Source organism: Rhizobium sp. P1_E6, from assembly GCF_056405875.1.
On record NZ_JBFUBG010000051.1, the window covers coordinates 1 to 25333 of the forward strand.

The window sequence follows — 25333 nt, forward strand, 5'->3', positions numbered from 1 at the left end:
GCGTTGCAAACCTCGATATCTGATCTGAAGGCGATCACAATAAGCCCCGCCGCCAGCAGTCTCGCCGGGCATATTTGTTTTAGATCATCACTTGCCGACGAAATGGCCGTTGGAGGCAATCTCGGAGAGCGGCTTGCGCTGGCTTGGGAATTCACGTTCCTGATTGCGTTCTGAAAGAACACTCTTGTCGGCGATACGGCCGACGGCAATGCCGGCTTCGACGCGATAACCGTCGGGAACGTCAAGCTTTTCCTTGATCTCGTCATGCTTGATGCCGCCCATGCCATGCGCATAGAAGCCGGAGATGCGGGCTTGGATAGCGAGGTATCCCCAGGCGGTCCCGGCATCGAAGGAGTGCGTGTAGCTCGGTCGTTCTTCACTGGTGCCGCGGGCGCCGTTGAAGCTGCGCGAGACCACAAAGATCAGTGCCGAAGCGTTCTTCGCCCATTCCTGATTGGATTCATTGAGCAGGCTAACGAATTTCTCCCAGTGCTCGGAACCCTTCAGAGCGTAGATAAACCGCCATGGCTGGTTGTTTGCAGAGGATGGCGCCCAATGCGCCGCATCGAGCAGTGTCAGAAGCTCGGCTTCTTGGATGATCGCGCCTGTGAAGGCGCGTGGTGACCAGCGATCCAGAAACATCGGATCGACAGGATATTCGGATTCGCGGCTATTGGTTTTTGTCATGCTGGCTTCCGGAAGTTGGCGATGGATGGGGATTCCACAGCGGAGATCACATAGTGATATTTCCGTGCCTGCTCGCTTGGCAAGCATCCTTTGATCGCAGCGAGTGTACAATCTGTTTCCAGAAACTGGGCTTACGCGCGCGAAGAAGTCTCGGTAAAGCAGCCTCAAATCCGATAGATCAGGAGATGCGGCGATGCTGGTGAATGGCAAATGGACCGAGGACTGGCAACCGGTCCAGGCGAAGGATGAGAAGGGCGGCTTCGTCCGCCAGATATCGAGCTTCCGCAATTGGGTGACACCCGACGGCAATGCAGGCGCGACGGGTGAGGGCGGTTTTGTCGCCGAAGCAGGCCGCTACCACCTCTATGTCGCCTATATCTGCCCTTGGGCTTCGCGAACGCTGATAGGCCGCAAGCTTAAGGGGCTTGAGAATGTCATCTCGGTTTCGATTGTCGAACCAGCGCTCAGCAAGCAGGGCTGGCGTTTTGGAGATTATCCCGGAGCTACCGCCGATGAGGTGAACGGTGCCACTTACATCCATGAAATCTATACGAAAGCGGATCCTGATTTCACGGGACGCGCCACGGTGCCGGTATTGTGGGACAAGAAACGCGAAACAATCGTCAACAACGAATCGTCCGATATCCTGCGCATGCTGAATAATGGTTTTGGCGATCTCGCCGACGGTGACATCGATCTCTATCCCCTTGCTCGACGGGCCGAGATAGACGCTTTCAACGATCGCATCTATCCGTCATTGAACAACGGTGTTTACCGCACCGGCTTTGCGACGACCCAGCTTGCCTATGAGGAGGCTTTTGCCGAGGTCTTTGGCTGCCTCGACTGGATCGAACCGCAGCTTGAAGGGCACGGCTTCCTGTTTGCCGACCATCCGACGGAAGCCGATATCCGCCTGTTCGTCACGCTCGTACGTTTCGATGTCGCCTATCATGGCCTTTTCAAATGCAATCTTCGGCGTCTTTCCGATTACGCCAATCTCAAGGCTTTTTGCCGCCGGATGCTGGATTGGCCCGGCATCGCGGGGACGGTGAATTTCGATCACATCAAGCGCGGGTACTATTCGATCGAGAGCCTCAACCCGACACACATCGTCCCGGTTGGTCCGTCGCTGGCGGAAATTTTCTAAGCGGGCGTACCGCTTCCGGGGCAAGTCATAATGACACCGATGAATAATTCGTTCATAGGTGGCGCATCTGCTTTCCATTGAGGAGGACATTCATGAAGCTGATGCGCGTTGGAGAAGCGGGCCACGAAAAGCCGGCTCTGCTCGATGCCGATGGCAAGATCCGTGATCTTTCCGCTCACGTAGCCGATATCGGCGGCGAGGCAATCACGCCGGCAGGTCTTGCGAAGATTGCGGCCCTTGATCCGAAAAGCCTGCCGGAGCTGGCGCCCGGCCGCATCGGCGCCTGTATTGCCGGCACCGGCAAATTCATCTGCATCGGCCTGAACTACTCGGACCATGCAGCCGAAACCGGCGCGACCGTGCCGCCCGAACCCGTCATTTTCATGAAGGCGACCTCGGCGATCGTCGGTCCCAACGACAATGTGCTGATCCCGCGTGGTTCTGAAAAGACCGACTGGGAAGTCGAACTTGGTGTCGTTATCGGCAAGACCGCGAAATATGTGAGCGAGGCCGAAGCGCTGGATTACGTCGCTGGTTACTGCGTTTCCGACGACGTTTCCGAGCGCGCCTTCCAGAGCGAGCGTTCGGGCCAGTGGACCAAGGGCAAGTCCTGTGACACTTTCGGCCCGATCGGCCCCTGGCTCGTCACGAAGGATGAAATTGCCGATCCGCAGAACCTCAACATGTGGCTCAAGGTCAATGGTCAGACGATGCAGAACGGTTCCACCAAGACGATGGTCTATGGCGTGGCTTTCGTCGTGTCTTATCTCAGCCAGTTCATGTCCCTGCACCCTGGCGATGTCATCTCGACCGGCACGCCTCCGGGCGTCGGCATGGGCATGAAGCCGCCGCGCTTCCTGAAGGATGGTGATGTCGTCGAACTCGGTATCGAAGGCCTCGGCACCCAGAAACAGCTCTTCGTAGCGGACCGTTAACGGCATTTCTGCAGGGAAGCTTAAACTTTGTGCGCCAAGCTAATGCCGGAGGTCAATTTTCCGGCATTTTTCTTTGCAGGACGAATGTTATGTTGCTGTGCAACAAAAACCTGTTAGCCTGCGTTGATGTGCCAGCGTTAACGGAAAGAGTCCGGCGCCCTTCAATCAGCGTCGTCTTTGCCGGATAGAGAAAGGTGGCGCCCCCTCATGTTTTACCAGCTTTATGAATTGAACCACGCAGCCTTGGCACCGTTCCGTGCTGCGGCCGATATCATGCGGTTCGCCTACTCCAATCCGCTGAACCCCTTCTCGCAGACCCCGATGGGCCGCACCATTTCAGCCAGTCTCGAAATGTTCGAGCGAACGACTCGCCGTTACGGCAAGCCGGAATTCGGGCTCAACGAAACCTCGATCGGCGGCAAGAAGGTTGCGGTACGCGAGGAAATCGTCTGGGCACGATCCTTCTGTAACCTCCTGCATTTTTCGCGCGATGTCCCGGCTGGTCACGGCGGCGATCCGCGCATCCTCATCGTGGCGCCGATGTCCGGCCACTATGCGACCCTCCTGCGGGGTACTGTCGAGGCATTGCTGCCGAACGCCGATATCTACATCACCGACTGGATCGATGCGCGCATGGTACCGATGACGGAGGGTACCTTCGACCTTTCCGATTATATCGACTACGTCATCGAGATGCTGCATTTCCTCGGTCATGACACCCATGTCATCGCCGTCTGTCAGCCTTCCGTGCCGGTCTTGGCCGCTGCCGCAATCATGGAAGAAGCCAAGGATCCGCTTGCGCCGTCGTCCATGACGCTGATGGGTGGGCCGATCGATACCCGCATCAATCCGACAGCCGTCAACAAGCTTGCCAAGGAGCGCCCGCTCGAATGGTTTGCCGATAACGTCGTCATGAACGTGCCCTGGCCGCAGCCAGGCTTCATGCGTCCTGTTTATCCGGGTTTCCTGCAGCTCTCCGGCTTCATGTCGATGAACCTCGACCGGCATCTGATCGCCCACAAGGAATTCTTCATGCATCTCGTGAAGAACGACGGCGAGCCGGAAAAGCACCGCGATTTCTACGACGAATACCTTGCGGTCATGGACCTGACCGCGGAGTTCTACCTGCAGACGGTCGAACAGGTCTTCATGAAGCATGCGCTGCCGAAGGGCGAACTCATGCATCGCGGCAAGCGCGTCGATCCCGCCGCAATTCGCAACGTCGCATTGCTGACGGTCGAAGGTGAGAACGACGACATCTCGGGTGTTGGCCAGACCGAGGCGGCCCAGACCATATGCGTGAATATCCCTGAGGAGATGCGTATGCATTACCTGCAGCCGGATGTCGGCCACTACGGCGTCTTCAACGGATCGCGCTTCCGCCGCGAGATTGCGCCCCGCATCGTCAACTTCACGCGCCAGCATTCCCGCGCGAAGAAACCGCCGGTTCAGCGCGTCATAAAGGGCGGCAAATCGGCGTGAGTTAGAAAACGCTGATTTAATGTCATCGATTCAAGGCCTTGTTCGATTTAACCTCAAATCGTCTTGAAGGCCGGTTCAGCGGTAACCATCTGTTTTTTCAGCACTCGGCATAGTGTCGGGTGCTGAACGCGAGGATACCGCACGATGAACCAGTCAGCATTGCTTCGCCCGGATTGGACTCCGGCTACCGTTGCCTTGATGATCCTCGGCTTCATGGTTTTCTGGCCTCTGGGGCTGGCCATGCTTGCCTACATCATCTTTGGCGAGCGGCTGCGCGGCTTCAAGCGTGACGTCAACCAGGCGACGGATGGCTTCTTTGCAGGCTGCCGCCGTTCGCATGGCCGTCACCGCCCGCACTTCTCGACGGGCAACGTCGCCTTTGACGATTGGCGCAAGGCCGAGCTCGATCGCATGGAGGAAGAGCGCCGCAAGCTTGATGAAATGCGTGAGGAATTCGATTCCTACCTGCGCGAGCTTCGTCGCGCCAAGGATCAGGAAGAATTCGATCGCTTCATGCGCGAGCGCAAGAACAACCGGCGTGAGGATAATGGCCCGGTCGCAGAGTACCAGACGCCGTAAAGCGTGATCACATAAAATCTATGGCCGGCATCGCTTTCGATGCCGGTTTTTCTTTGCCCGGATTTCCGACGAATCGTATAGAAAATCCCTATGTTTCCGCTTCTGAAGATCCGCCGTCCGACAAAAAAACCGGCGCCGCCTGAAACGCGGACGCTCGATGTTGCCGGTCGTCTGATGCCCTTGACGATCAAGCAGCATGATCGCGCCACCCGCATTACGCTTCGTATCGAGCCGGGCGGCCGGGCGCTGAAAATGACGGTCCCGAAGGGACTTGCCGCCCGCGAAGTCAACGCCTTCCTCGATCGTCATCAAGGCTGGCTGCTGACCAAGCTTGCGAAATTCTCAACCGAAACGAACCTGCGGCATGGCGGCGAAATTCTCTTCCGCGGTATCAAACATCGCATCGAGCACACCGGCAGCCTGCGCGGACTGACCGAAGCGGTGGTGGTGGATGGCAGATCTGTCCTTCGCGTAAGCGGCCTGCCGGAACATGTCGGCCGCCGCATCGCTGCCTTTTTCAAGAAGGAAGCTCGCGTCGATCTCGAAAGATTGTCGCGCATGCATGCCGCCTCCATCAAGGCGCCGATCCGCTCCATCTCCATGAAGGATACTCGCAGCCGCTGGGGCTCCTGTTCTTCGGAGGGAAATCTGAGCTTCTCCTGGCGTATCGTCATGGCGCCGCCTTCGGTGGTCGACTACCTTGCCGCCCATGAAGTGGCGCATCTGAAGGAAATGAACCATGGCCCGCACTTCTGGGCGCTCTGCAAGAAACTTTGCCCCCATATGGAAGAGGCAAAGTCCTGGCTGAAGCGCCAGGGCAGCCAGTTGCACGCCATAGACTTCGATTAAATCCGGCCGCCTTAAATTTAGGCCGCATCGCAAATTGGCTCGACTCTTTGCCCGTTTCATGTCACTTCGCTGCCATGAGACCGGATATCAAAATCTGTGGTTTGAAGACGCCTGAGGCCATCGAACGCGCATTGAAGCGTGGCGCGACGCATCTCGGCTTTAACTTCTTTCAAAAGAGCCCTCGTTACGTCGAGCCTGATATTGCCGGCAAGCTCGCCGAACCGGCGCGCGGCAAGGCGAAGATCGTTGCCGTCGTGGTCGATCCGAGTAACGACGATCTCGATGAAATCGTTGCGCTTTTGCGTCCCGATATGCTGCAGTTGCACGGCAGCGAAAGCCCGGAGCGGGTGCTGACCGTCAAGGCGGTCTACGGCCTCCCTGTCATCAAGGCATTGCCTGTTCGTACCGCCGATGACCTGAAAAGGGTGGAAGCCTATATCGGCATCGCCGACCGTTTCCTCTTTGATGCCAAGCCGCCGAAAGGCTCTGAACTGCCTGGTGGTAACGGCGTTTCCTTTGATTGGAGCCTGCTCAGCTGGCTTGACGGCAGTGTCGACTACATGCTTTCCGGTGGGCTCAACAAGGCCAATGTCGGGCAAGCACTTGCAATCACCAGGGCGCCGGGTGTCGATACTGCCTCGGGTGTCGAGAGTGCGCCGGGTGTGAAAAGCGTAGCGATGATCGATGAGTTTTTCGATGCGGTCGAAGAGGCATGTTTGCCTGAAACGACCTCAGGGAGTTGAAAGTGAACCAGACGCCTAAACCGAATTCCTTCCGGTCCGGTCCGGATGAAGATGGACGCTTTGGCATTTACGGGGGCCGCTTCGTGGCCGAAACCCTGATGCCCCTGATCCTCGAGCTGCAGGACGAGTGGGAAAAAGCGAAGAAGGACCCGGAATTCCAGGCGGAACTGAAGCATCTCGGTACCCATTATATCGGCCGTCCGAGCCCGCTCTATTTCGCAGAGCGCCTGACGCAGCATCTCGGCGGCGCCAAGATCTATTTCAAGCGCGAAGAGTTGAACCATACCGGCTCGCACAAGATCAACAATTGCATCGGCCAGATCCTGCTCGCCAAGCGCATGGGTAAGACGCGCATCATCGCTGAAACCGGCGCCGGTCAGCACGGGGTTGCATCGGCAACCGTTGCCGCCCGTTTCGGCTTTCCTTGTGTCGTCTACATGGGCGCAACCGACGTCGAGCGCCAGGCGCCGAATGTTTTCCGCATGAAGTTGCTGGGGGCTGAGGTAAAGCCGGTTACGGCAGGTAGCGGCACGCTGAAGGATGCGATGAACGAGGCGCTGCGTGACTGGGTCACCAACGTCGACGATACCTATTACCTGATCGGCACTGCTGCCGGCCCGCATCCCTATCCGGAAATGGTGCGTGACTTCCAGGCCGTGATCGGCACGGAAGCCAAGCAGCAGATGCTTGAGGCTGAAGGCCGTTTGCCGGATCTCGTCATCGCTGCTGTCGGCGGCGGTTCGAATGCGATCGGCATCTTCCATCCCTTCCTCGATGACGAGGGTGTGAAGATTGTCGGCGTCGAAGCCGGCGGCAAGGGTCTGCAGGGCGACGAGCACTGCGCCTCGATCACCGCCGGCTCGCCCGGTGTGTTGCACGGCAACCGCACCTATCTGCTGCAGGACAATGACGGGCAGATCAAGGAAGGCCATTCGATCTCGGCTGGCCTCGATTACCCCGGCATCGGCCCGGAGCATTCGTGGCTGAACGATATCGGCCGCGCCGAATACGTGCCGATCATGGATCACGAGGCGCTCGAAGCCTTCCAGACGCTGACGCGCCTCGAAGGCATCATCCCGGCGCTCGAGCCTTCGCATGCGCTTGCCGAAGTCATCAAGCGTGCGCCCACTATGGGCAAGGAAGAGATCATCCTGATGAACCTCTCTGGCCGTGGCGATAAGGATATCTTCACCGTCGGCAAGATCCTGGGAATGGGACTGTAATAGACATGACCGCACGTATGGATAAACGCTTTGCCGATCTGAAGGCAGAAGGTCGCCCGGCGCTCGTAACCTACTTCATGGGCGGCGATCCCGACTACGCGACCTCGCTCGGCATCATGAAGGCACTGCCGGAAGCCGGCGCCGACGTCATCGAGCTCGGCATGCCTTTCTCCGACCCTATGGCCGATGGCCCGGCGATCCAACTGGCTGGACAGCGCGCGCTGAAAGGCGGCCAGACGCTGCAGAAGACGCTGCTGCTCGCTGCCGATTTCCGCAAGACGAATGACGCAACGCCGATCGTGATGATGGGTTACTACAATCCGATCTACGTCTACGGCGTCGAAAAATTCCTTGATGATGCACTTGCTTCCGGTATCGACGGCTTGATCGTTGTCGACCTGCCGCCGGAAATGGATGACGAACTCTGCATCCCGGCGCTGAGGAAAGGCATCAATTTCATTCGTCTGGCAACGCCGACGACGGACGAAAAACGCCTGCCGACCGTTCTGAAAAACACGTCGGGCTTCGTCTATTATGTCTCGATGAACGGCATTACCGGTTCGGCCCTGCCGGAGCCGTCGCTGGTTTCGGGTGCGGTCAAGCGTATCAAGCAGCACACCGAACTGCCGGTCTGCGTCGGTTTCGGCGTCAAGACGGCCGAACATGCCAAGGTCATCGGCGGCTCGGCCGATGGCGTGGTCGTCGGCACGGCAATCGTCAATCAGGTAGCCACCAGCCTGACGGCGGATGGAAAGGCGACGGCGGACACGGTTCAGGCCGTTGCGACGCTGGTTCGCGGTCTTTCCACAGGAACGCGATCGGCACGCCTTGTTGCTGCCGAATAGTTTCCCCACATTGGCACTGGTCAATCAGGAGTATTCGAGTTGAACTGGATCACTAACTACGTTCGCCCGCGGATCAATTCCATGCTGGGCCGTCGCGAAGTGCCGGAGAACCTCTGGATCAAGTGCCCGGAAACGGGCGAGATGGTCTTTCACAAAGACCTCGAAGGCAATAAATGGGTCATTCCCGCCTCCGGCTATCACATGAAAATGCCGGCGAAGGCGCGTCTTGCCGACCTGTTCGACAATGGCGACTATGAAGCCCTGCCGCAGCCGAAGGTCGCCCAGGACCCGCTGAAGTTCCGCGATTCCAAGAAATACAGCGACCGTCTGCGCGACAGCCGCCTCAAAACGGAGCAGGAGGATACGATCCTCGCCGGTCTCGGCAGTGTAAAGGGTCTGAAGCTCGTCGCGATCGTTCACGAATTCAACTTCATCGGTGGCTCGCTCGGGATGGCTGCCGGCGAAGCGATCGTCAAAGCCTTCGAACGCGCGATCGCTGAAAAGTGCCCGCTTGTCATGTTCCCGGCTTCGGGCGGCGCGCGCATGCAGGAAGGCATCCTTTCGTTGATGCAGCTTCCGCGCACGACGGTTGCCGTCGATATGCTGAAGGAAGCGGGCCAGCCCTATATCGTGGTTCTGACCAATCCGACCACCGGCGGCGTGACCGCATCCTACGCCATGCTCGGCGATATTCATCTGGCCGAGCCGGGCGCCGAAATCGGCTTTGCCGGCAAGCGCGTCATCGAACAGACGCTGCGGGAAAAGCTCCCGGAAGGCTTCCAGACATCGGAATATCTGCTGGAACACGGCGTGGTCGATATGGTCGTCAAGCGTCACGATATCCCCGAGACGCTGGCGCGCCTCTTGAAGATCCTGACCAAGAAGCCGGTTTCGGCTGCAAATGATGCAAATGGCGTGATTGCTCTGGCGGCGAGCGCCTGAGCCACGGTTCCGATAGGATAGGGCGGGCCGATGACAGACAGAGGCCAGGTCGCGGTGAGTGAGGCGGCACAGGAGATCGGAAAGCTCATGGGATTGCATCCCAAGGGCTACGATCTGTCCCTGGACCGCATTCAGCGCCTTCTTGAGGCGCTCGGCAATCCCGAGCGCAATCTCCCGCCTGTCATCCATGTTGCCGGCACCAACGGTAAGGGCTCGACGACAGCTTTCTGCCGCGCGCTGCTGGAAGCGGGCGGTTATAGCGTCCACGTCCATACCTCTCCGCATCTCGTCAACTGGCATGAGCGTTACCGCATGGGTGTTGCGGGCGGGCGCGGGCAACTGGTCGACGACGCTGTCTTCGCTGAAGCTTTAAGGCGTGTGGCCGAGGCCAATGGCGGTCAGAAGATCACCGTCTTCGAAATCCTGACGGCAGTCACTTTCATCCTTTTTTCCGAACAGGCAGCCGATGCCGCGATCATCGAGGTTGGCCTCGGTGGACGCTTCGATGCCACCAATGTCATTCAGGATCCCGCCGTTTCGGTCATCATGCCGATTTCGCTGGATCACCAGCCCTATCTCGGCGACCGGGTGGAACTCATCGCGGCCGAAAAGGCCGGCATCATGAAGCGCGGTCGTCCCGTGGTCATCGGCCATCAGGACTATGACGCGGCGCTTGACATGCTGATGTCGACCGCCGAGCGGCTGAACTGCCCGAGCGCCATCTTCGGCCAGGATTTCATGGCGCATGAGGAATACGGCCGGCTGATCTATCAGGATGAATTCGGCCTGGCGGACCTGCCCCTGCCGCGCCTTCCTGGCCGTCATCAATATGCCAACGCTGCTGCTGCCATTCGCGCCGTCAAGGCTGCGGGCTTCACGGTCACCGATCCGATGATGGAAAAAGCGATGGGAACGGTGGAATGGCCGGGCCGCCTGCAGAAACTCACGGAAGGCAGGCTGTTGAGCCATGCGCCGGCGAAATCGGAAATCTGGATCGATGGAGGCCACAATCCGGGCGCCGGTGAGGTGATCGCCGAGGCCATGGCGAATTTCGAAGAGCGTCAGCCACGTCCGCTGTTCCTGATCTCGGGCATGATCAACACCAAGGATCCGGTCGGTTATTTCAAGGCCTTCACTGGATTGGTGGAAAAGGTCTATTGTGTGCCGATCCGCGGTAGCGAAGCGATGATCGATCCGGTCATTCTCGCCAATACCGCCTATGAAGCCGGCCTTGTGGCCGAACCGATGTCATCAGTCACCGATGCTCTGGACGCTATTTCTTCGGTCGTCGACCCCGAAGGCCCGCCACCCCGCATTCTGATCGGTGGCTCCCTTTATCTCGTTGGCGATGTTCTGGCAGAAAACGGTACACCGCCCAAATGAAAAAGCCCGGCAGATGCCGGGCTTTTCACATTGAATCTGTCGATATCGTCAGGCTGCGCTGGAGATCCAGTTGGAAAGCGCCGTCTTCGGCTTTGCGCCGACAGAGATGTCGGCAACTTCGCCGCCCTTGAAGATCGCAAGCGTCGGGATCGAGCGAACACCGAACTGAGCCGCTAGTTCCGGGTTCTCATCGATGTTGAGCTTGACGACCTTTACCTTGCCGGCCAGTTCCGTGGCGATTTCTTCGAGGCTCGGAGCAATCATTTTGCACGGACCACACCACTCAGCCCAGAAATCGACGACGACGGGTTCTACGGACTCCAGAACTTCCGACTGGAAGTTGTTGATATCGACCTTAACGGTAGCCATAGGCTGCTCCTTTACCGGATTTGGTGTTGGATAAGATGTGAGGGTGCGGTGCCGGAATTTCAATGTCCGATATTTCACTTTGTGTTGAGTCCTGCAAGTGCAGAAGCCAAGGCCTGCTCACTGAGGGTATGGATCGTCGCGTTTTCCGTATAGACCAGCATGCAATCGATCCGTTTGGTAGGATAGAGCGGCTTCAGGATTTCCCGATAGATCGCAAGCTGCGCCTTGTGCGCAAAAGGGATTTTGTCTTCGCTTGTCGGTGGAACGCGATTTGTCTTGTAATCCAGAACGACGACGCTGTCTGGCATGACAGCAAGGCGGTCAATCCGGCCGGAAACGGCATATTCCCGGCCTTCCAGCCTCAAGGTTCCCATGATCGAGATTTCTGCCTGGGCATGAACGCTGAAGACGGCTTCAAGCCTTCCATCCTGCAAGAGTTTCACAACCGAATCGACTAAAGCCTGGCGCTCTATAGCCGGCCAGTATCGCGCGGCGCGTTCGGCATAACGCTTCGCTGCATCGGCCCGCTCGTCTGCCGGAATATCGGGAAGGGCCTGAAGCATTCGATGGATGAGGCGGCCCTTTTCCAGTGAACGGTCGCTGCTCTCTTGATCGCCGAAGAGCGGCGAGGTCACCAGCAGGTCATCGGCCTCCTCGTCAATGATCGTACCGGCACCGGAAGGACTAAGCGGCCGCGGCAGTTGTTTCTGCGGCGGCAGAGGGCGGAAAAGGTCCGGGGGGACCGTTTCGACGGTTGCCTGTTCAGGAGCACGGTCCATTCGCTCGAAGCTGCGCTCGACCTGCGGCACGCGCCAGCGCATGCCGTCCCACTCTCCATCCGGCCCCGAGAACGTCGCTTTCTCGACATGCGGATGCTCTGCGTCGAGCGCGGTGGAAATCATCATATGCCAGGTGTCGGCGTTCAGCCGCACGCCGCGATAGCCGCAGACGATCAACCGATCGGCCGCACGCGTCATCGCCACATAGAGCAGGCGCCGATACTCCTCCTCCGCAAGCAGCTGGATGCGTGCTGCATCGGTCAATGTCAGCGAATTGCCGAGGTCGCTGACGGGAACCCAGACCGGCATCGGAGGCTCTTCCGGTCCAATCTCCAGCAACCGGAGCTTTGGCAGGTGGGTATGGGTAAAAGCTTTGGATCCGCCATCGACCAGAAAGACGATTGGTGCTTCGAGACCTTTGGAGGCATGCACCGTCATGATGCGCACCTCGTTGCGGCCTTTGTCCTGCTCGCGCTTCACTTCCGGCGCTTCAAGCTCCAGCGTCGAGATGAAGGATTGCAGGCCGGGGATACCAGACGTTTCGTGGTCCAGCGCAAAGGTCAGGAATTCGTCAAGGATATCGCTGACTTCGGTGCCGAGGCGCGCCAGGAATTGCCGCCGGCCGCCATGGCTGCCGAGGACGCGGGCATAAAAGTCGTGGACAGAAAGGCTTCGGGATTGTGCGAGAAATAGTTCCAGCCTTGCGACGGCCGCGCCGAGACGTTCATTGCCGTCGGCTGCATATTTACGAAGATGGTGCCAGACGCTTTCATGGTCGCCGCGGAGCGCCGCAACAGCAAAAATATCCTCTTCCAAGAGATTGAAGAGGGGGCTTTTCAGGAGCGCGGCGAGCGAAAGATCGTCTTCCGGCAGGAGTAGAAAACGGCCGAGCGCCAGCAGATCCTGCACGGCGATATGGCTGGTCAGCACCAGCCGGTCCGCGCCGGCAACGGGAATGTCGCCGCGCCGTTTCAGTTCACGTGTCAGCGCATTAACGAAGGCGTCGCGTTTGCGGACGAGAACGAGGATGTCGCCGGCTTCGATAAAGCGTTCCCTACCCTTTTCGACAATCGTTTCGCGGCCGACGAGAGTACCGATCGTGTGAGCGATGCGCCGTGCCAGGATGGCGGCCGGCGCGCTCTCGGGTGTCGCGTCGAAGGGAGCGGTCCAGTCCTCGTCCTTTACCACGACATCGGGCACGACCATTTCCCAGAGATCGACCGCACCTGGATGGCCGATGCGGCTGGAGCGATGCACGACCGGCTCGGTGCCGAGGCCGCGAGCATTCTCTGGTGGGGTAAAGATATGATCGACGGCGAGCAGCACGTCGGAGGTGGAGCGGAAGGACAGCGGCAGACGAACGGTCGAGAAGGCGAGGCCGCTGTTCTGCACACGACGCTGCGTCCGTTCCTTCTCCTCGGAAAACCTTTCCGGCCGCGCGCCCTGGAAAGAATAGATCGACTGTTTCTCATCCCCGACGGCAAACAGTGTACGGACGACAGGCCGCGAACTTTCTCCCGAGAAGAAATCCTCCGCCAGCGACTGGATGACGCTCCACTGAATGGGACTGGTATCCTGTGCTTCGTCGACGAGGATGTGGTCGATACCCTGATCGAGCTTGTAGTGGATCCACGGGCCGACGCCGCTCTTGGTGAGCAGGTCGGCAGTGCGGGTGATCAGATCCTCGAAGTCGAGATGACTGCGCTGCTTTTTCAGTTCCTCGTAGTCGCTATTCAGGCGGTCCGCGAGCATGAGAGCGGCACGCGTTGCCGTATGCATCCGCATCATCTTCAGCCGATTCCGGCAATCGACGACATGGGCGCGGGCTGCGGCGATCGCATCGGCAAGCTGCGGCGCTTCCGCGAGCATCGCTTTGACGAAGAACTGCCCGTCCGTCTTTGGCTCACCCTTTACCGTCAGGAAGACCTTCTCCAGAAGCGGCGCTTGCGCCGTGACGTCCCGTTCGCGCCCAGCACGACGCAAACCCTCGGCAACGTCCTGCGCCTTCGCTCCACCCTTTCCGGCGGCCAGCGACAGGTAAAGTTCCAGCGTTGCACCCGAAAGCCCCGGTAGTGGCCAATACCGTTCGGCCAATCTCTCTTCCGTATCGTCGGGCGCCAGGCCAAGCTTCATGCGAAGCAGATGGTCGGCGCCGCCATGCTGTTCGGCTGCGAACATGAAGCGGCGGATGGCATTTCTGTTGGCAACGATCTCGCCGAGCAGATTTTCAAGCCCGGATTCATCGCCCAGATTGAGCACATAGGCGAAGGCATCGGCGAGATCCCGATTATTCTCCGGCGATGTTGCCGTCAGCAGTGAACGGCGCGCATCGGCAAGCAGCGTCGCGGCCGCCCGGTCATCGAGGACGGAGAAATGCCCGGCGACATTTGCTTCCAGCGGAAACTGGTGCAGCAGCGCTTCGCAGAAGGCGTGAATCGTCTGGATCTTCAGCCCACCCGGCGTTTCCAGCGCCTTGGCGAACAGTCGCCGGGCTTCCGCAAGTTTCAGGGAATCCGGCTCACGACCTTCGATTGCTGCGATGCGCTTGGCGAGTTCCTCATCCGGAAAAATAGCCCATTCCGCCAGCCGCTCGAAAACGCGATTCGACATTTCGGAAGCGGCAGCCTTCGTATAGGTGAGGCAAAGAATGGCGGAGGGCCGCGCACCGGCAAGCAGCAGCCGGATCACCCGCTGGGTCAGAACATGCGTCTTGCCGGAGCCGGCATTCGCTGAAACCCAGGCAGAACGGGCCGGATCAGAAGCGATCGCCTGCTGGATCGTCGTCCAGCCGATCCAGGTACCGGGATCATCGCCCTCTGGAAGCGCGGTCGGATTAATCATCGCCTCCTCCTTCCGGGTCAGCGGTCGCCCATTCCGCAACGCGGGCAAGATGATCGTAATCGCCGCCGAAATCGAATTGTTGGGCGGGGATCAGCCGCGAGGTAAAACCCTTCTCACCGGACTGCAGGAGGGTGACAAATTTCACTAGCTGGTCGATCGCTTCCTCGGCGAGTTGCATCGCCGATTTTGCGTTGTCGCTGTTGGCTTCCTCGTTGTTGACCTTGTCAGTATCGAAACGACTGCCCGGCCGCAGGCGAACATAGAGGAGATCATTCGGCACGAGGCTGCCTGCATCGCGGAAAGCTCCAGCTTGTAGTGCTGCTGCTTCAAGAGCAAGCTGCGGATCAAGCAGAGTACGTGCTTGCCTCAGAGTAGGATTGAGTCCGGTCTTGTAGTCAATGATATCGGCGCTGTTTGGGCCTTTGATATCGATACGGTCGGCAACGCCGGTGAGCCGGATATCGATACCCTCGAGTTCGACACCACCCCTCACTTCCGTCAGCCTCTTCTGCACATCGGGCTGCCGCCCAGCCTCCCAGTTGAGGAAAGCACGCGCGACCTCACGGAAGCGCGGCCGCCAGACGGCGTCGATATGCGGCGGCAACTGCTCCATGTCGAAGAGTTCGGTCAGGATGATTTCCATCGCCGCGGCCGCCTCCGGCGTTCCTGCTATATGGCCTTCGCGAACAAAGCGATCGATGATCCTGTGGTAGAGCGTACCGCGTTCCGCCGCGCCCGGATCGCGATTGAACGGGTCGACGGGATCAAGGCGCAGCACGCGTCGTGCATAGATCGCATAGGGATCGCGGCGCAGTCGCCCCACCTCGCTGAAGGAATAGGATCTGGGCTGTAGGTCCCTTGGCGGCTTGGGGGAGGGCCGTTGCGCCGGCGCCTGATTGTCACCCAGATCGATCTGGTTTGCCCAGTGAACGAAACGCGCGCCCCGCTGGCGTAATTTCTCTTCGAAATCCTCGCCGCCCAACGCCAGAAGCCTCTGCAGCCATCGGGAGGCGACAGTGGGTGTCGAGCCCTGGCGCAATGCGCGTGAATAGATCAGATGACGGGTACCGTTCGCCATCTCGAAGTCATGCGCCAACTGGCCAATGCGCCGTTCCGGCGGCTCCAGCCCGATTTCTGTCTTCATCATACGGGAGACAAAGGGATTGTTGGCGGTCTGTCCTGGCCATGATCCTTCATTGAGGCTGCCGAGGATCAGCGTATCGACGTTCTGCAGGCGGGCTTCGAGCGTACCGAAGATGAAGAGGCGAGGGTGGCTGAGTGCGCCGGGTTTGACGGCGTGCCCGGCCGATAGCGCCTGCGTGATATCGATCCATTGCGGTCCGTCCGCTTCCATCTGGCCGTCGGTATCAATGACTTCGCCGAGCAGATTTGCAAGAGCATCGCCCGTCTCGCCCGACCAGAGGCCGGCCAGATTGCCGTGTTCGTCGGCAGCGACACTTTCCAGAGCGCGGCCCGTCCGTTCGGCCCATTGCGAGAGCGAGATGCCCTTCAGGCCATCATCACCCCCACGATACCGCACGAGCGTTGACACTAGCGGCTCCACGGCACGTTCAACTTTCCGGGCTAATCTGCGGGCCATCTCCACGGCGTCAGATGGCAGCGATTTGCGCCAGGCTGGCGCGTGCCTGTCGAGCGCTTGCTCCGAAAGCTGGTGGTCGAGCAGCTGTTCGAGCGATCCGATATCCACTTCTGCCACGCCGCCGCGCAACGCCAGCAACTCCAATGCTTCGACAGCCCCAGTCAGAAAGCCGCGCTCCAGCCCGAAGCGGGCAAGCGGATGCTTGAGTAGCGAAACAATGGCGACAGGATCGCCGGGACGCAGTGTCGATTCCAGCAGCAATTGCAGCAGCGTGCCCTGAGGCGTTGCCGAAAGTGGCGTACCGGCTGAATCGTCGGCGAGAATGCCAAAGCGGGAAAGCTCCGCCATAACCCGACGCGCCAGATTGCGGTCTGGCGTAATGAGGGCAGCCCTGCTTTCGCCATCTCTGCCCGGCTGTTCAAGCGCAAGCCGCAGAGCAACGGCAATCGCCGTCGCTTCTTCGCGCTCGTTGGCGGCTTCGATCATCGATACGTCCGCGAATGCCTCGGCTACCATCCCTTCCGGCAGGTCTTTTTTCCAATCGCCCCAGCCACTCGTGGCTTCCGATGGAGTTAGCGCCCGTGAGAGGACTTCCGCGCGAGAGCGCAGATCGGCTTCCGCTTGCTGGATCGGCTGAACATCCTCGCGGGTCAGTTTCAGCCGCTTCAGCAGTACGGAGAGACCATATTGCGGATGTGTGCGGCTTGCCGGATTGGCCCTTTGGCCTGGCAGAAGATCGGGCGCGACCAGCCGCCAATGTTCCTCCGGCATGGAAAGATCGAGGCCGGGCAGTACGATCACGCCTTCCGGCAAATTGGCTACGGCACCGATCAGATCGGCCGTGGCGGGAAGCGAACCCGTCGAACCGGCAATGATGATCGGACCGGTAGGCGTCAACGTCGAGAGCCGGCCGGCCTCGGCGCGCAGAATCGCATTGCGGTGGCGGGCTGGCGACGAACGGCCGAGTTCAACCAGACGTTCCGGCCAGAAGGCACTGGCGATCTGCAGGAATTCCGCCGTCAATTGCCACCAGGCCGCATAGTCGCCCGTATCGAGTTTACCGAGTTCCGACCAAGCAAGGTCCTCGGTTTCGATCGAATCGATCAGTTCTGCCAGATTGCGGGCGAGCCAGATTGCGTCCGCCGGGCTTGCCGGCGCTACCAGTGGCGATTCCGAATGGATATGTCGAACGATCTCCGGCAGCTTGTTTCGCCAGGCAAGGATCAGCCGCGCCAGCTCCAGAAGGCGGGCCGTATTGGAAAGCGGTTGGGCAAGATCGATCGTTGCCGGCAGCGCCTCGTCGAAATAGCCGCTGTCGTCATCCGTTTCTCCCAGAGGGCGAATGACAGGCAGGATCGCCGAGCAGCCGCCAAGAAGATCGACGAATTCCGAACGCAGCACGCGTACGGCGCGCCGGGTCGGCAGATAGATCGTCACCTTGGCAAGGGATAGCGGATCGGCGGGATCATGCCGGAAAAGCGGTGTCAGGCGTCCGTCACAAAGCGAACTTGCCAGCGTCTTCAGAAAGGGAAGGCCGGATGGAATCGTCAGAATGCGTGGCCGGTGCCGCTCTGTCATGCGTCACGCAAACGTCCGGAACCGCCGGATCGTTTCCTCCGCATCGTCAATCGCATCAGGCGTGCCGACCGTCAGCCAATGACCTTCCATCATCATGCCGAAAAGCCGACCGCGGGCGATCGCCCTGTCGAAATAGATATTCAGATTGAAGGGGCCATCGGGCGCATCGTCCAGCAGCGCGGGGCTCATGACGATCGCACCGGCATAGACAACCGGATTTGAGGGATCGTCGCGGTAGCGCGTAAGCCGACCGTCGGCGCCAAGGCTGAAATCGTTCCTGCCGTTATGGCCGGTCGTATCTTCGATGCGCACGCACAGCAGCGCCATATCCATGCGTTCAATATCGAAGAATCCGGCTAAGCGCCGGAGATTGTTTGGTCGGTCCGAGGGCTCGCCGATCCAGAAAAGGTCGGCATTCATGACAAAAACCGGCTCACGGTCGAGCAGCTTCAGTCCCTTCGCCAACCCGCCACCGGAATCCATCAGCGCGTTGCGCTCGTCGGAAATGGCGATATCGAGCCCGCGATAGGCATTGAGATGATCTTCCATCTGATCGGCAAAATGATGGACATTGACTGCAGCGCGTTCCACACCGGCTTCGACGAGTGAATCCAGTGCATAGTCGATCATCGGCTTGCCGCCGATTTTCACCAGTGGCTTCGGAATCGTATCGGTAATCGGGCGCATGCGGGTTCCGAGTCCCGCGGCCAGTACCATGGCTTGTCTGACGGTCATGCTGATCCGGATTTATGATTCGGCTGGCAGTATTCCAGCCCTTGTGCACCATTCGCGCAAGGGGGCAAGCGCCTCATGTTCCAGCGCCACTTTCAAATAGGAAAGCGTTCGCGGCATATGCTGTAGATAGTCAGGCTTGCCGTCTCGCTGCAAGAGACGCACCCAAAGGCCGGCAAGCTTGCAGTTGCGCTGCGCCGACATGATAGACCATGCCTTCATGAATCCGGCTTCGTCGAAATTGCCGCCCGCGCGCCGCAGCGAAAGATAGTTGTCCATCAGCTGTCGGAAGAGGTCCGGCGCGATCGTGACACGCGCGTCTTGAATAACGGAGGCGAGATCATAGGCGGTCGGTCCGATCATCGCATCCTGGAAGTCGATGATGCCGATCCTGCGAATGCCGCTCTCGTGCCCGCGCCAGATGAGGTTGGGCGAATGAAAGTCGCGCAACAACAGATTGGTTTCGGCCGGTTGCAGCTCGTCGATCAGATGATCCCAGATCGCGAGATACTCTTCGCGCTCGACATCCGTGGGTCCTGTGCCGCGCCTCCAGGCAATATGCCAGTCGAGCACAAGCCGCACCTCCATCTTCATCGCCGTGCGATCGAAGTCCGGGATATGATGCGTATGCGTGGCCGAAACCGGAATATCTCGCGGGATCTGCATCGAATGAAGATGGGCGAGGCAGGCCACGCTTTGCCGGTAACGCTCGGCGATCGGCCGTCCGTCATCGTCCAGCACGCCCTCGGTGCCGAGATCCTCGATCAGCAGGATGCCCTGATCATAGTCGACCTCATAGATTTCCGGCGTTGCAAGGCCCCGCTCGCGCAAGGCATCGGCGATGGCCACGAAAGGATAAGCGTCCTGCGCCAGATGCGCGACCTTCGGATAGGGTTTGCCGTCATGGACTGGCGGCCCCTCGGGATGCGGCCGCCAGTCCATGAGGATTTTCCGCGAACCATCACCGAGACGGAAATATTCGTAGACCCGAAACGAGGCGTCACCGGTCAGGAATCGCCGTTCTGCATCGCCATAGCCGGCATCCGCGAGGAAGCTGCGGATCGCCAGCACGCGATGGATACGAGCTGCAGTTTTCTCCGGTGCCGTGATCGTTGCGCGACGGCCGGTACCTTCATGTTCGAGCCGCAGAGAGATGCGCGCTACGGGCAACTCACCTTCCGCCATCTCCGGCCATTCGACGATGCAGATGCCGTTCTCAAGCGCTTCGTCGAATCCGAGCTCCGTCAGTTCCGAGGGATCGCCGAGCCGGTAGAGATCGAAATGCGAGACGGGAATGCGCAGCTCGTAGGATTGCACCAGCGTAAAGGTGGGGCTCGGAACTTCCAGCCTGTCATCATCAGCCATCGTGCGCAGGAAAGCCCGCGCCAGCGAGGATTTTCCGGCGCCAAGATCGCCCGACAGTGCCAGGCAATCGCCCGCTTTTAGCGCTAGCGCCAGATCATTGCCGAGGCGTAGGGTTGCCGCTTCGTCTTCCAGGAAAAGCGAGATGACGTCGCTTTGCGTCATTCGGCGGCGACGGAATGCGGCAGGTTGATGGAAGGGATGCGGCAGGTCACTGTCGTTCCCTTGCCCGGTTCGCTGTCGATGCCGACCTCGCCATTATGCAGGCTGACGAAGCTGTCGACGATCGAAAGGCCAAGCCCGGCGCCGCCGCGCTTTCCGCTTTTAGCGCCGGTCGCGAAGCGGTCGAAGACGGTATTGATCATGTCGGGCGAAATGCCGGGGCCGCTATCCCGGACAGAGAAGGCGAAATCCGTGCCTTCCCGGCGGCATTCCAGAGCGATGGACGCACCTTCCGGCGAGAAATTGGCAGCATTGGCCAAAAGCTTCAGCAGGATCTGCTTCAGGCGCTGCGGATCGGCGACGATCGAACCGAGATAGGCCGGAGCAGTGATCTCGAGCGAAACGCCGCTTTCCTGCAGCCGGTCGGCGATCTGCATGGAGACATCGTCGAGCAGATCGGCGAGATCAATTTCCGCATAGTTGAGCCGCATGATGCCGGCATCGACAGTCGCCAGATCAAGGATGTCGTTGACGAGTGTCAGCAGCACCGAGGATGAGGTGGCGATATGGTCGATATATTCCGTCTGCCGCTCGTTCAGCGGGCCAACGCCCGGCGTGCGCAGCAGATCGGTAAAGCCGATAATATTCGTCAGCGGCGAACGCAGCTCATAGGAGACATGCTGTACGAAGTCGTTCTTCAGCTCATCGGCCTTGCGCAGCGCCTCGTTCTTTTCCGTCAGCGCCCGTTCGGCACGGACGCTGTCAGTCATGTTGACGAAGGTCAGCATGGTCTGTGCGTTCGGCAACGGGATCACCGCGAAGTCGAGCACGAGGCCGGACAACAGTTCGAGCGTTCCCTGGCTGGAACGACGCTCGTCGTCGAAGCTGGTAATCAGCTCGGCAAAGGTCTTCCAGCCATCCGCCTGGTCATAGGATGGAGAGCAGGCTTCGCCGATGGCGCGGATATGCGTGCCGGGCTTGGCTTCCGTTTCGGTGATACCCCACAGCGCACGGAAGGCCGGGTTGGAAAGGCGGATACGGCCATCAGGCCCGAAGACGGCAACGCCTTCCGACAGATGGTCGATCGTTTCGCCCTGCACCTTCACCAGCGTGTTGTAGCGTGTTTCGAGATCCACCTGCTCGGTCAGGTTCTCAAAGACCCAGGTCGCGCCGCCCTGTGGATGCGCAGTAGCGAAGACGCGCAGCGTCTGCCCGTTCGGAAGGTGCCAGAGGTCGGACTGCGTATCGAGCGAACGATAGACCGAAAGCGCCGTTTCCTTCCACGATTTCCAGTTCAACTGGTCGGGCAGCTTCTTGGCAGCACGAAGGCGTTCCAGAAGCTCGCTGTTGTCAGGTTTGCTTTCGAGGAACGCGATATCGAGCTCCCAGAGCGAAACGAAGGCCTGGTTGTAGAATTGCAGCCTGCGGTCGCCGTCGAAGATGGCAACGGGTGTCGCGAGATGATCGAGCGTCTCGGCATGGCTTTTCAGCGTGCGTTCCAGCTCGGCGCGAACCGCTTCGACATCGGAAACATCGAGGGCAATGCCGGCTGAGCCACTCGGAACCTTTACATCGACGACATCGAAGAACGTGCGGTTGCCGCGCACGACGGTCGAAATCTTGTCGTGGAAGGGCGATTCCGACGTCGCGGTGGCGCGTATGCGCTCACGGGCGATGGTCGTCAGGATCTCACGGCCCTCGTTTACCGCCTGATCCGGTGATTGCGCCTCCACGGCATCGCCATAGGCATGGTTTACCCAGGTCAGGCGCCCAGCGATGTCGCGCTGCCAGGCCGGCATGTCGATGGCGTCGAGCATGCTCTGGAAGGCGGAGATCGACGTCATCAGACGGTCGCGCTCTATCTTGAGTTCGGCCAGTTCGGCGCGCAGATTATTGAGCGCCACGAAGCGAACGAAGGCGCGACCGCCGGAAACCCGGCCTTGTGCTTCGAGTACCTCATCCCTGATGGTCTCGACTACCATGTCGAAGCTTTCCGCCTGTTCACGAAGGCGGCCGATCGCCCGCTCCAGCTCGGATGCGGATCGCGCCTTCAGCCAGAGGCCGAAGGCGAGGAATTCGTTGTCCTGCGGCGCGCCGGTTTCCGGTGGAAGCTGGCCGAGCAGTTCCGGCCGGGCGACGCCATCCCAGATGACGATGCGCCGGTTCTTGTCGGCAATGAGTGCCTGATATTGCGAAATGCGCTGCTGTGCATCCGAAAGCGCCGAGCGGATCTCGCGGCTTTCATTTTCGAGATTGCCACGCTGGCGCACCAGCCAGAGCGTCGAAAGCAGGGCGGCCGAAATAACGCCGATGACGACAGAAAGGCCGACAACCTGAGAGGAGGTGAAAAGATGTGCAGACGCGCCAATACCCGTCTGCGCCAGCGCCAGAACTGGCCATGCAGAAACAGCTGCGGTGCTGGCAGCGCACAGCTTTGCAATACGTGCCAAAGACCAATGTTTTTGCCGTGCGGTCACAGGGGCCGCGGCAAATTTATATTTTTGGCCTGCCCGAAGCGGACGGTCAGCGGCATAAGCGCTGCCCTCCGCCTGGCTAAGCAGGCTGTGTTTCATTTCCGACATCAGAGGTCTGTCTCCGTCCTTTAATGTGCCGCATCACGACAAGACATCCCATTTTCGTGGGAAACGGAGAGGTCCGAAGCCACGAATCAAGTCTTAAAACAATACTTCGGAAGGGAATCGGCGGAAAGGGAGTGCTCAAAAAATAAGCCCCGGCATTTGTCAATGTCGGGGCTACCACATCTTGTGGATATCTAAGATTAGATCAGTACCTGTAGTGGTCTGCCTTGAAAGGACCCTGCGGCTTTACGCCGATATAGGCAGCCTGCTCTTCGCTGAGCTGGGTAAGCTTCACGCCGAGCTTGTCAAGGTGCAGGCGCGCAACCTTCTCGTCCAGATGCTTCGGCAGGATGTAGACTTTGCTCTCGTACTGGTCGGGCTTGGTGAAGAGCTCGATCTGCGCCAGCGTCTGGTTGGTGAAAGAGGCCGACATGACGAAGGACGGATGGCCCGTCGCGTTGCCGAGGTTCAGAAGGCGGCCCTCGGAGAGAAGGATGATGCGGTTGCCCTTCGGGAACTCGATCAGGTCGACCTGCGGCTTGACGTTGGTCCATTTCAGGTTACGCAGTGCGGCAACTTCGATTTCGTTGTCGAAGTGACCGATATTGCCGACGATCGCCATATCCTTCATCTGACGCATATGGTCGATGCGGATGACGTCCTTGTTGCCCGTGGTGGTGATGAAAATATCGGCGGAAGAAACGACGTCCTCCAGCAGAACGACTTCATAACCGTCCATCGCCGCCTGCAATGCGCAGATCGGATCAGCTTCCGTAACCTTGACGCGGGCGCCGGCGCCGGAAAGCGAAGCGGCAGAACCCTTGCCGACGTCGCCATAACCGCAGACGACGGCAACCTTGCCTGCCATCATGACGTCGGTGCCGCGGCGGATGCCGTCAACCAGCGATTCCTTGCAGCCGTACTTGTTGTCGAACTTCGACTTGGTAACGGAGTCGTTGACATTGATGGCCGGGAACGGCAGCAAGCCCTTCTGGCTGAGCTGGTAGAGGCGGTTGACGCCCGTCGTGGTTTCTTCGGTAACGCCCTTGATGGCGTCGCGCTGCTTTGTGAACCAGCCCGGTGAAGCGGCAAGACGCTTCTTGATCTGTGCGAAGAGGATTTCCTCTTCTTCGGAATGCGGGTGAGAGAGCACGTCCTCGCCAGCTTCGGCACGAGCGCCGAGAAGGATGTACATGGTGGCGTCGCCGCCATCATCGAGGATCATGTTGGAGAGGCCGCCATCGGCCCACTGGAAGATCTTGTCGGTGTAGACCCAGTAATCCTCGAGAGATTCGCCCTTGATCGCGAAGACCGGAACGCCGGAAGCGGCGATCGCAGCAGCGGCATGATCCTGCGTCGAGAAGATGTTGCACGATGCCCAGCGGACTTCGGCGCCGAGAGCCACCAGTGTCTCGATGAGAACGGCCGTCTGGATCGTCATGTGCAGCGAGCCGGTGATGCGTGCACCCTTCAGCGGCTTGGATTCACCGAATTCGGCACGGCAGGACATGAGGCCGGGCATTTCGGTTTCGGCGATGGTGATTTCCTTGCGACCGAAATCTGCAAGGCCGATATCGGCGACAACATAATCTTTTTCAGTGCTCATAAGGCTCTCCAGGCTGAAACGTCTCAAAAACATCGAGGACGCGACGATGACCGCAACGGATCGAACGGGTGCGGAATGCACGTTATGCTCGCCGTTTAGCAGGCTTCGGCCGGGAAGGCAACGGGGATATAAAGAAGTCTTTATATCTTTATATGGCGTTGAAGATTAGATTTCTTCGCCGAACTTGTTCTGGATGAGCTGATCGAGGGCATTCAGTGCTTCGGCAGCCTGGTTGCCGGTCGCCGAGACGACGACACTGGAGCCGGGGCTTGCCGCAAGCATCATAAGGCCCATGATGGAGGTGCCGCCAACCGTCATGCCGTCCTTGGAAACGGTGATCGTCGCGTCGAAGGCATCGACCGTCTGGACGAACTTTGCCGAAGCGCGCGCGTGCAAGCCACGCTTATTGATGATGAGGAGTTCGCGGGAGAGCGGTGTCATTTAGGCTTCTTACTTTCCGCTCAGGACCCGGCTCGCAACGTTGATGTATTTGCGGCCCGCCTCGGAAGCCTCGGCAAGCGCCTTTTCCATATTGTTTTCGCCGCGCACGCCGGCGAGCTTGATCAACATCGGCAGGTTGACGCCGGCGATGACTTCGGTGTGGCCGCTGCTCATCACCGAGATTGCGAGATTGGAAGGTGTACCGCCGAACATGTCGGTGAGAATGACGACGCCATGGCCGTCGTCTGCGCCGGAAACGGCTTCGAGAATGTCCTGTCGTCTTTGATCCATATCGTCTTCCGGTCCGATGCAGACCGTTTCGATGAATTTCTGAGGACCGACGACGTGCTCTACGGCATGACGAAACTCTTCAGCCAGCTTGCCATGAGTGACAAGCACAAGTCCGATCATGATATTACTGCTCCCATGGCATACGCAACCCGTGGCCCCAATATCGCAACGCAGCAAT

Annotated in this window: 20 protein-coding genes; 10 read left to right on the plus strand and 10 right to left on the minus strand. The window is 59.4% G+C overall.

What is annotated here, in order from left to right; translation table 11 throughout:
- Nucleotides 1-87 precede the first annotated feature (87 nt).
- Nucleotides 88-687 carry a nitroreductase family protein gene (locus AC1D35_RS21805; RefSeq protein WP_477940045.1) on the minus strand — a complete coding sequence of 200 codons (600 nt, stop codon included), beginning with the start codon at nt 685-687 and terminating at the stop codon, nt 88-90.
- 193 nt (nt 688-880) lie between these two features.
- Here AC1D35_RS21805 and AC1D35_RS21810 point away from each other — a divergent pair, with 193 nt between their 5' ends.
- The 10 genes from AC1D35_RS21810 (at nt 881) to AC1D35_RS21855 (ending at nt 10815) form a co-directional block, all read left to right on the plus strand.
- The gene (locus tag AC1D35_RS21810; RefSeq protein WP_113308158.1) at nt 881-1834 is read left to right on the plus strand and encodes a glutathione S-transferase family protein; all 954 of its coding nucleotides are present in this window, start codon (nt 881-883) and stop codon (nt 1832-1834) included.
- Between the two features lie 92 nt (nt 1835-1926).
- Entirely contained in the window at nt 1927-2769 is an 843-nt protein-coding gene (locus tag AC1D35_RS21815; RefSeq protein WP_113308157.1) for a fumarylacetoacetate hydrolase family protein, read from the plus strand.
- A gap of 207 nt (nt 2770-2976) precedes the next feature.
- Nucleotides 2977-4251 (plus strand): polyhydroxyalkanoate depolymerase, encoded by a 1275-nt coding sequence (locus tag AC1D35_RS21820; protein ID WP_113308156.1) that lies wholly within the window; start codon nt 2977-2979, stop codon nt 4249-4251.
- A gap of 144 nt (nt 4252-4395) precedes the next feature.
- Nucleotides 4396-4830, plus strand: a complete 435-nt coding sequence (locus AC1D35_RS21825; protein ID WP_113308155.1) for a DUF2852 domain-containing protein — start codon at nt 4396-4398, stop codon at nt 4828-4830.
- Between the two features lie 90 nt (nt 4831-4920).
- The gene (locus AC1D35_RS21830; protein ID WP_113308154.1) at nt 4921-5679 is read left to right on the plus strand and encodes a YgjP family zinc-dependent metalloprotease; all 759 of its coding nucleotides are present in this window, start codon (nt 4921-4923) and stop codon (nt 5677-5679) included.
- Nucleotides 5680-5753: 74 nt separating this feature from the next.
- Nucleotides 5754-6422 (plus strand): phosphoribosylanthranilate isomerase, encoded by a 669-nt coding sequence (locus tag AC1D35_RS21835; RefSeq protein ID WP_113308153.1) that lies wholly within the window; start codon nt 5754-5756, stop codon nt 6420-6422.
- A 2-nt stretch (nt 6423-6424) separates the two neighbouring features.
- Nucleotides 6425-7645: a tryptophan synthase subunit beta gene (gene trpB / locus AC1D35_RS21840; protein WP_113308152.1), complete on the plus strand. Its 1221-nt coding sequence runs from the start codon at nt 6425-6427 to the stop codon at nt 7643-7645.
- Nucleotides 7646-7650: 5 nt separating this feature from the next.
- Entirely contained in the window at nt 7651-8490 is an 840-nt protein-coding gene (gene trpA, locus AC1D35_RS21845; protein ID WP_113308151.1) for a tryptophan synthase subunit alpha, read from the plus strand.
- A gap of 39 nt (nt 8491-8529) precedes the next feature.
- Entirely contained in the window at nt 8530-9432 is a 903-nt protein-coding gene (gene accD, locus AC1D35_RS21850) for an acetyl-CoA carboxylase, carboxyltransferase subunit beta (RefSeq protein WP_113300859.1), read from the plus strand.
- Nucleotides 9433-9462: 30 nt separating this feature from the next.
- Complete coding sequence (locus tag AC1D35_RS21855; protein ID WP_113308150.1) at nt 9463-10815, plus strand: bifunctional folylpolyglutamate synthase/dihydrofolate synthase; 1353 nt, start codon at nt 9463-9465, stop codon at nt 10813-10815.
- A 48-nt stretch (nt 10816-10863) separates the two neighbouring features.
- Here the strand turns inward: AC1D35_RS21855 and trxA are convergent, their stop codons facing one another.
- From trxA to AC1D35_RS21900, 9 genes are all read right to left on the minus strand, one after another.
- Nucleotides 10864-11184 (minus strand): thioredoxin, encoded by a 321-nt coding sequence (gene trxA / locus AC1D35_RS21860; RefSeq protein WP_113300861.1) that lies wholly within the window; start codon nt 11182-11184, stop codon nt 10864-10866.
- A 74-nt stretch (nt 11185-11258) separates the two neighbouring features.
- Entirely contained in the window at nt 11259-14804 is a 3546-nt protein-coding gene (gene addA, locus AC1D35_RS21865; RefSeq protein WP_113308149.1) for a double-strand break repair helicase AddA, read from the minus strand.
- Entirely contained in the window at nt 14797-17982 is a 3186-nt protein-coding gene (gene addB / locus AC1D35_RS21870) for a double-strand break repair protein AddB (protein ID WP_113308148.1), read from the minus strand. The genes addA and addB overlap by 8 nt, the downstream gene beginning before the upstream one ends.
- Before the next feature lie 3 nt (nt 17983-17985).
- Nucleotides 17986-18717 (minus strand): nucleotidyltransferase family protein, encoded by a 732-nt coding sequence (locus tag AC1D35_RS21875; RefSeq protein ID WP_113308147.1) that lies wholly within the window; start codon nt 18715-18717, stop codon nt 17986-17988.
- A 12-nt stretch (nt 18718-18729) separates the two neighbouring features.
- Nucleotides 18730-20241: a tRNA (adenosine(37)-N6)-threonylcarbamoyltransferase complex ATPase subunit type 1 TsaE gene (gene tsaE, locus AC1D35_RS21880; RefSeq protein ID WP_113308146.1), complete on the minus strand. Its 1512-nt coding sequence runs from the start codon at nt 20239-20241 to the stop codon at nt 18730-18732.
- The gene (locus AC1D35_RS21885; RefSeq protein ID WP_113308145.1) at nt 20238-22820 is read right to left on the minus strand and encodes a sensor histidine kinase; all 2583 of its coding nucleotides are present in this window, start codon (nt 22818-22820) and stop codon (nt 20238-20240) included. The genes tsaE and AC1D35_RS21885 overlap by 4 nt, the downstream gene beginning before the upstream one ends.
- 202 nt (nt 22821-23022) lie before the next feature.
- Nucleotides 23023-24423 (minus strand): adenosylhomocysteinase, encoded by a 1401-nt coding sequence (gene ahcY, locus AC1D35_RS21890; protein WP_113300866.1) that lies wholly within the window; start codon nt 24421-24423, stop codon nt 23023-23025.
- A gap of 165 nt (nt 24424-24588) precedes the next feature.
- Complete coding sequence (locus AC1D35_RS21895) at nt 24589-24864, minus strand: HPr family phosphocarrier protein (RefSeq protein ID WP_113300867.1); 276 nt, start codon at nt 24862-24864, stop codon at nt 24589-24591.
- 9 nt (nt 24865-24873) lie between these two features.
- On the minus strand, nt 24874-25275 hold the full coding sequence (locus AC1D35_RS21900) for a PTS sugar transporter subunit IIA (RefSeq protein WP_007813746.1): 402 nt from the start codon (nt 25273-25275) through the stop codon (nt 24874-24876).
- Between the last annotated feature and the right edge of the window lie 58 nt (nt 25276-25333).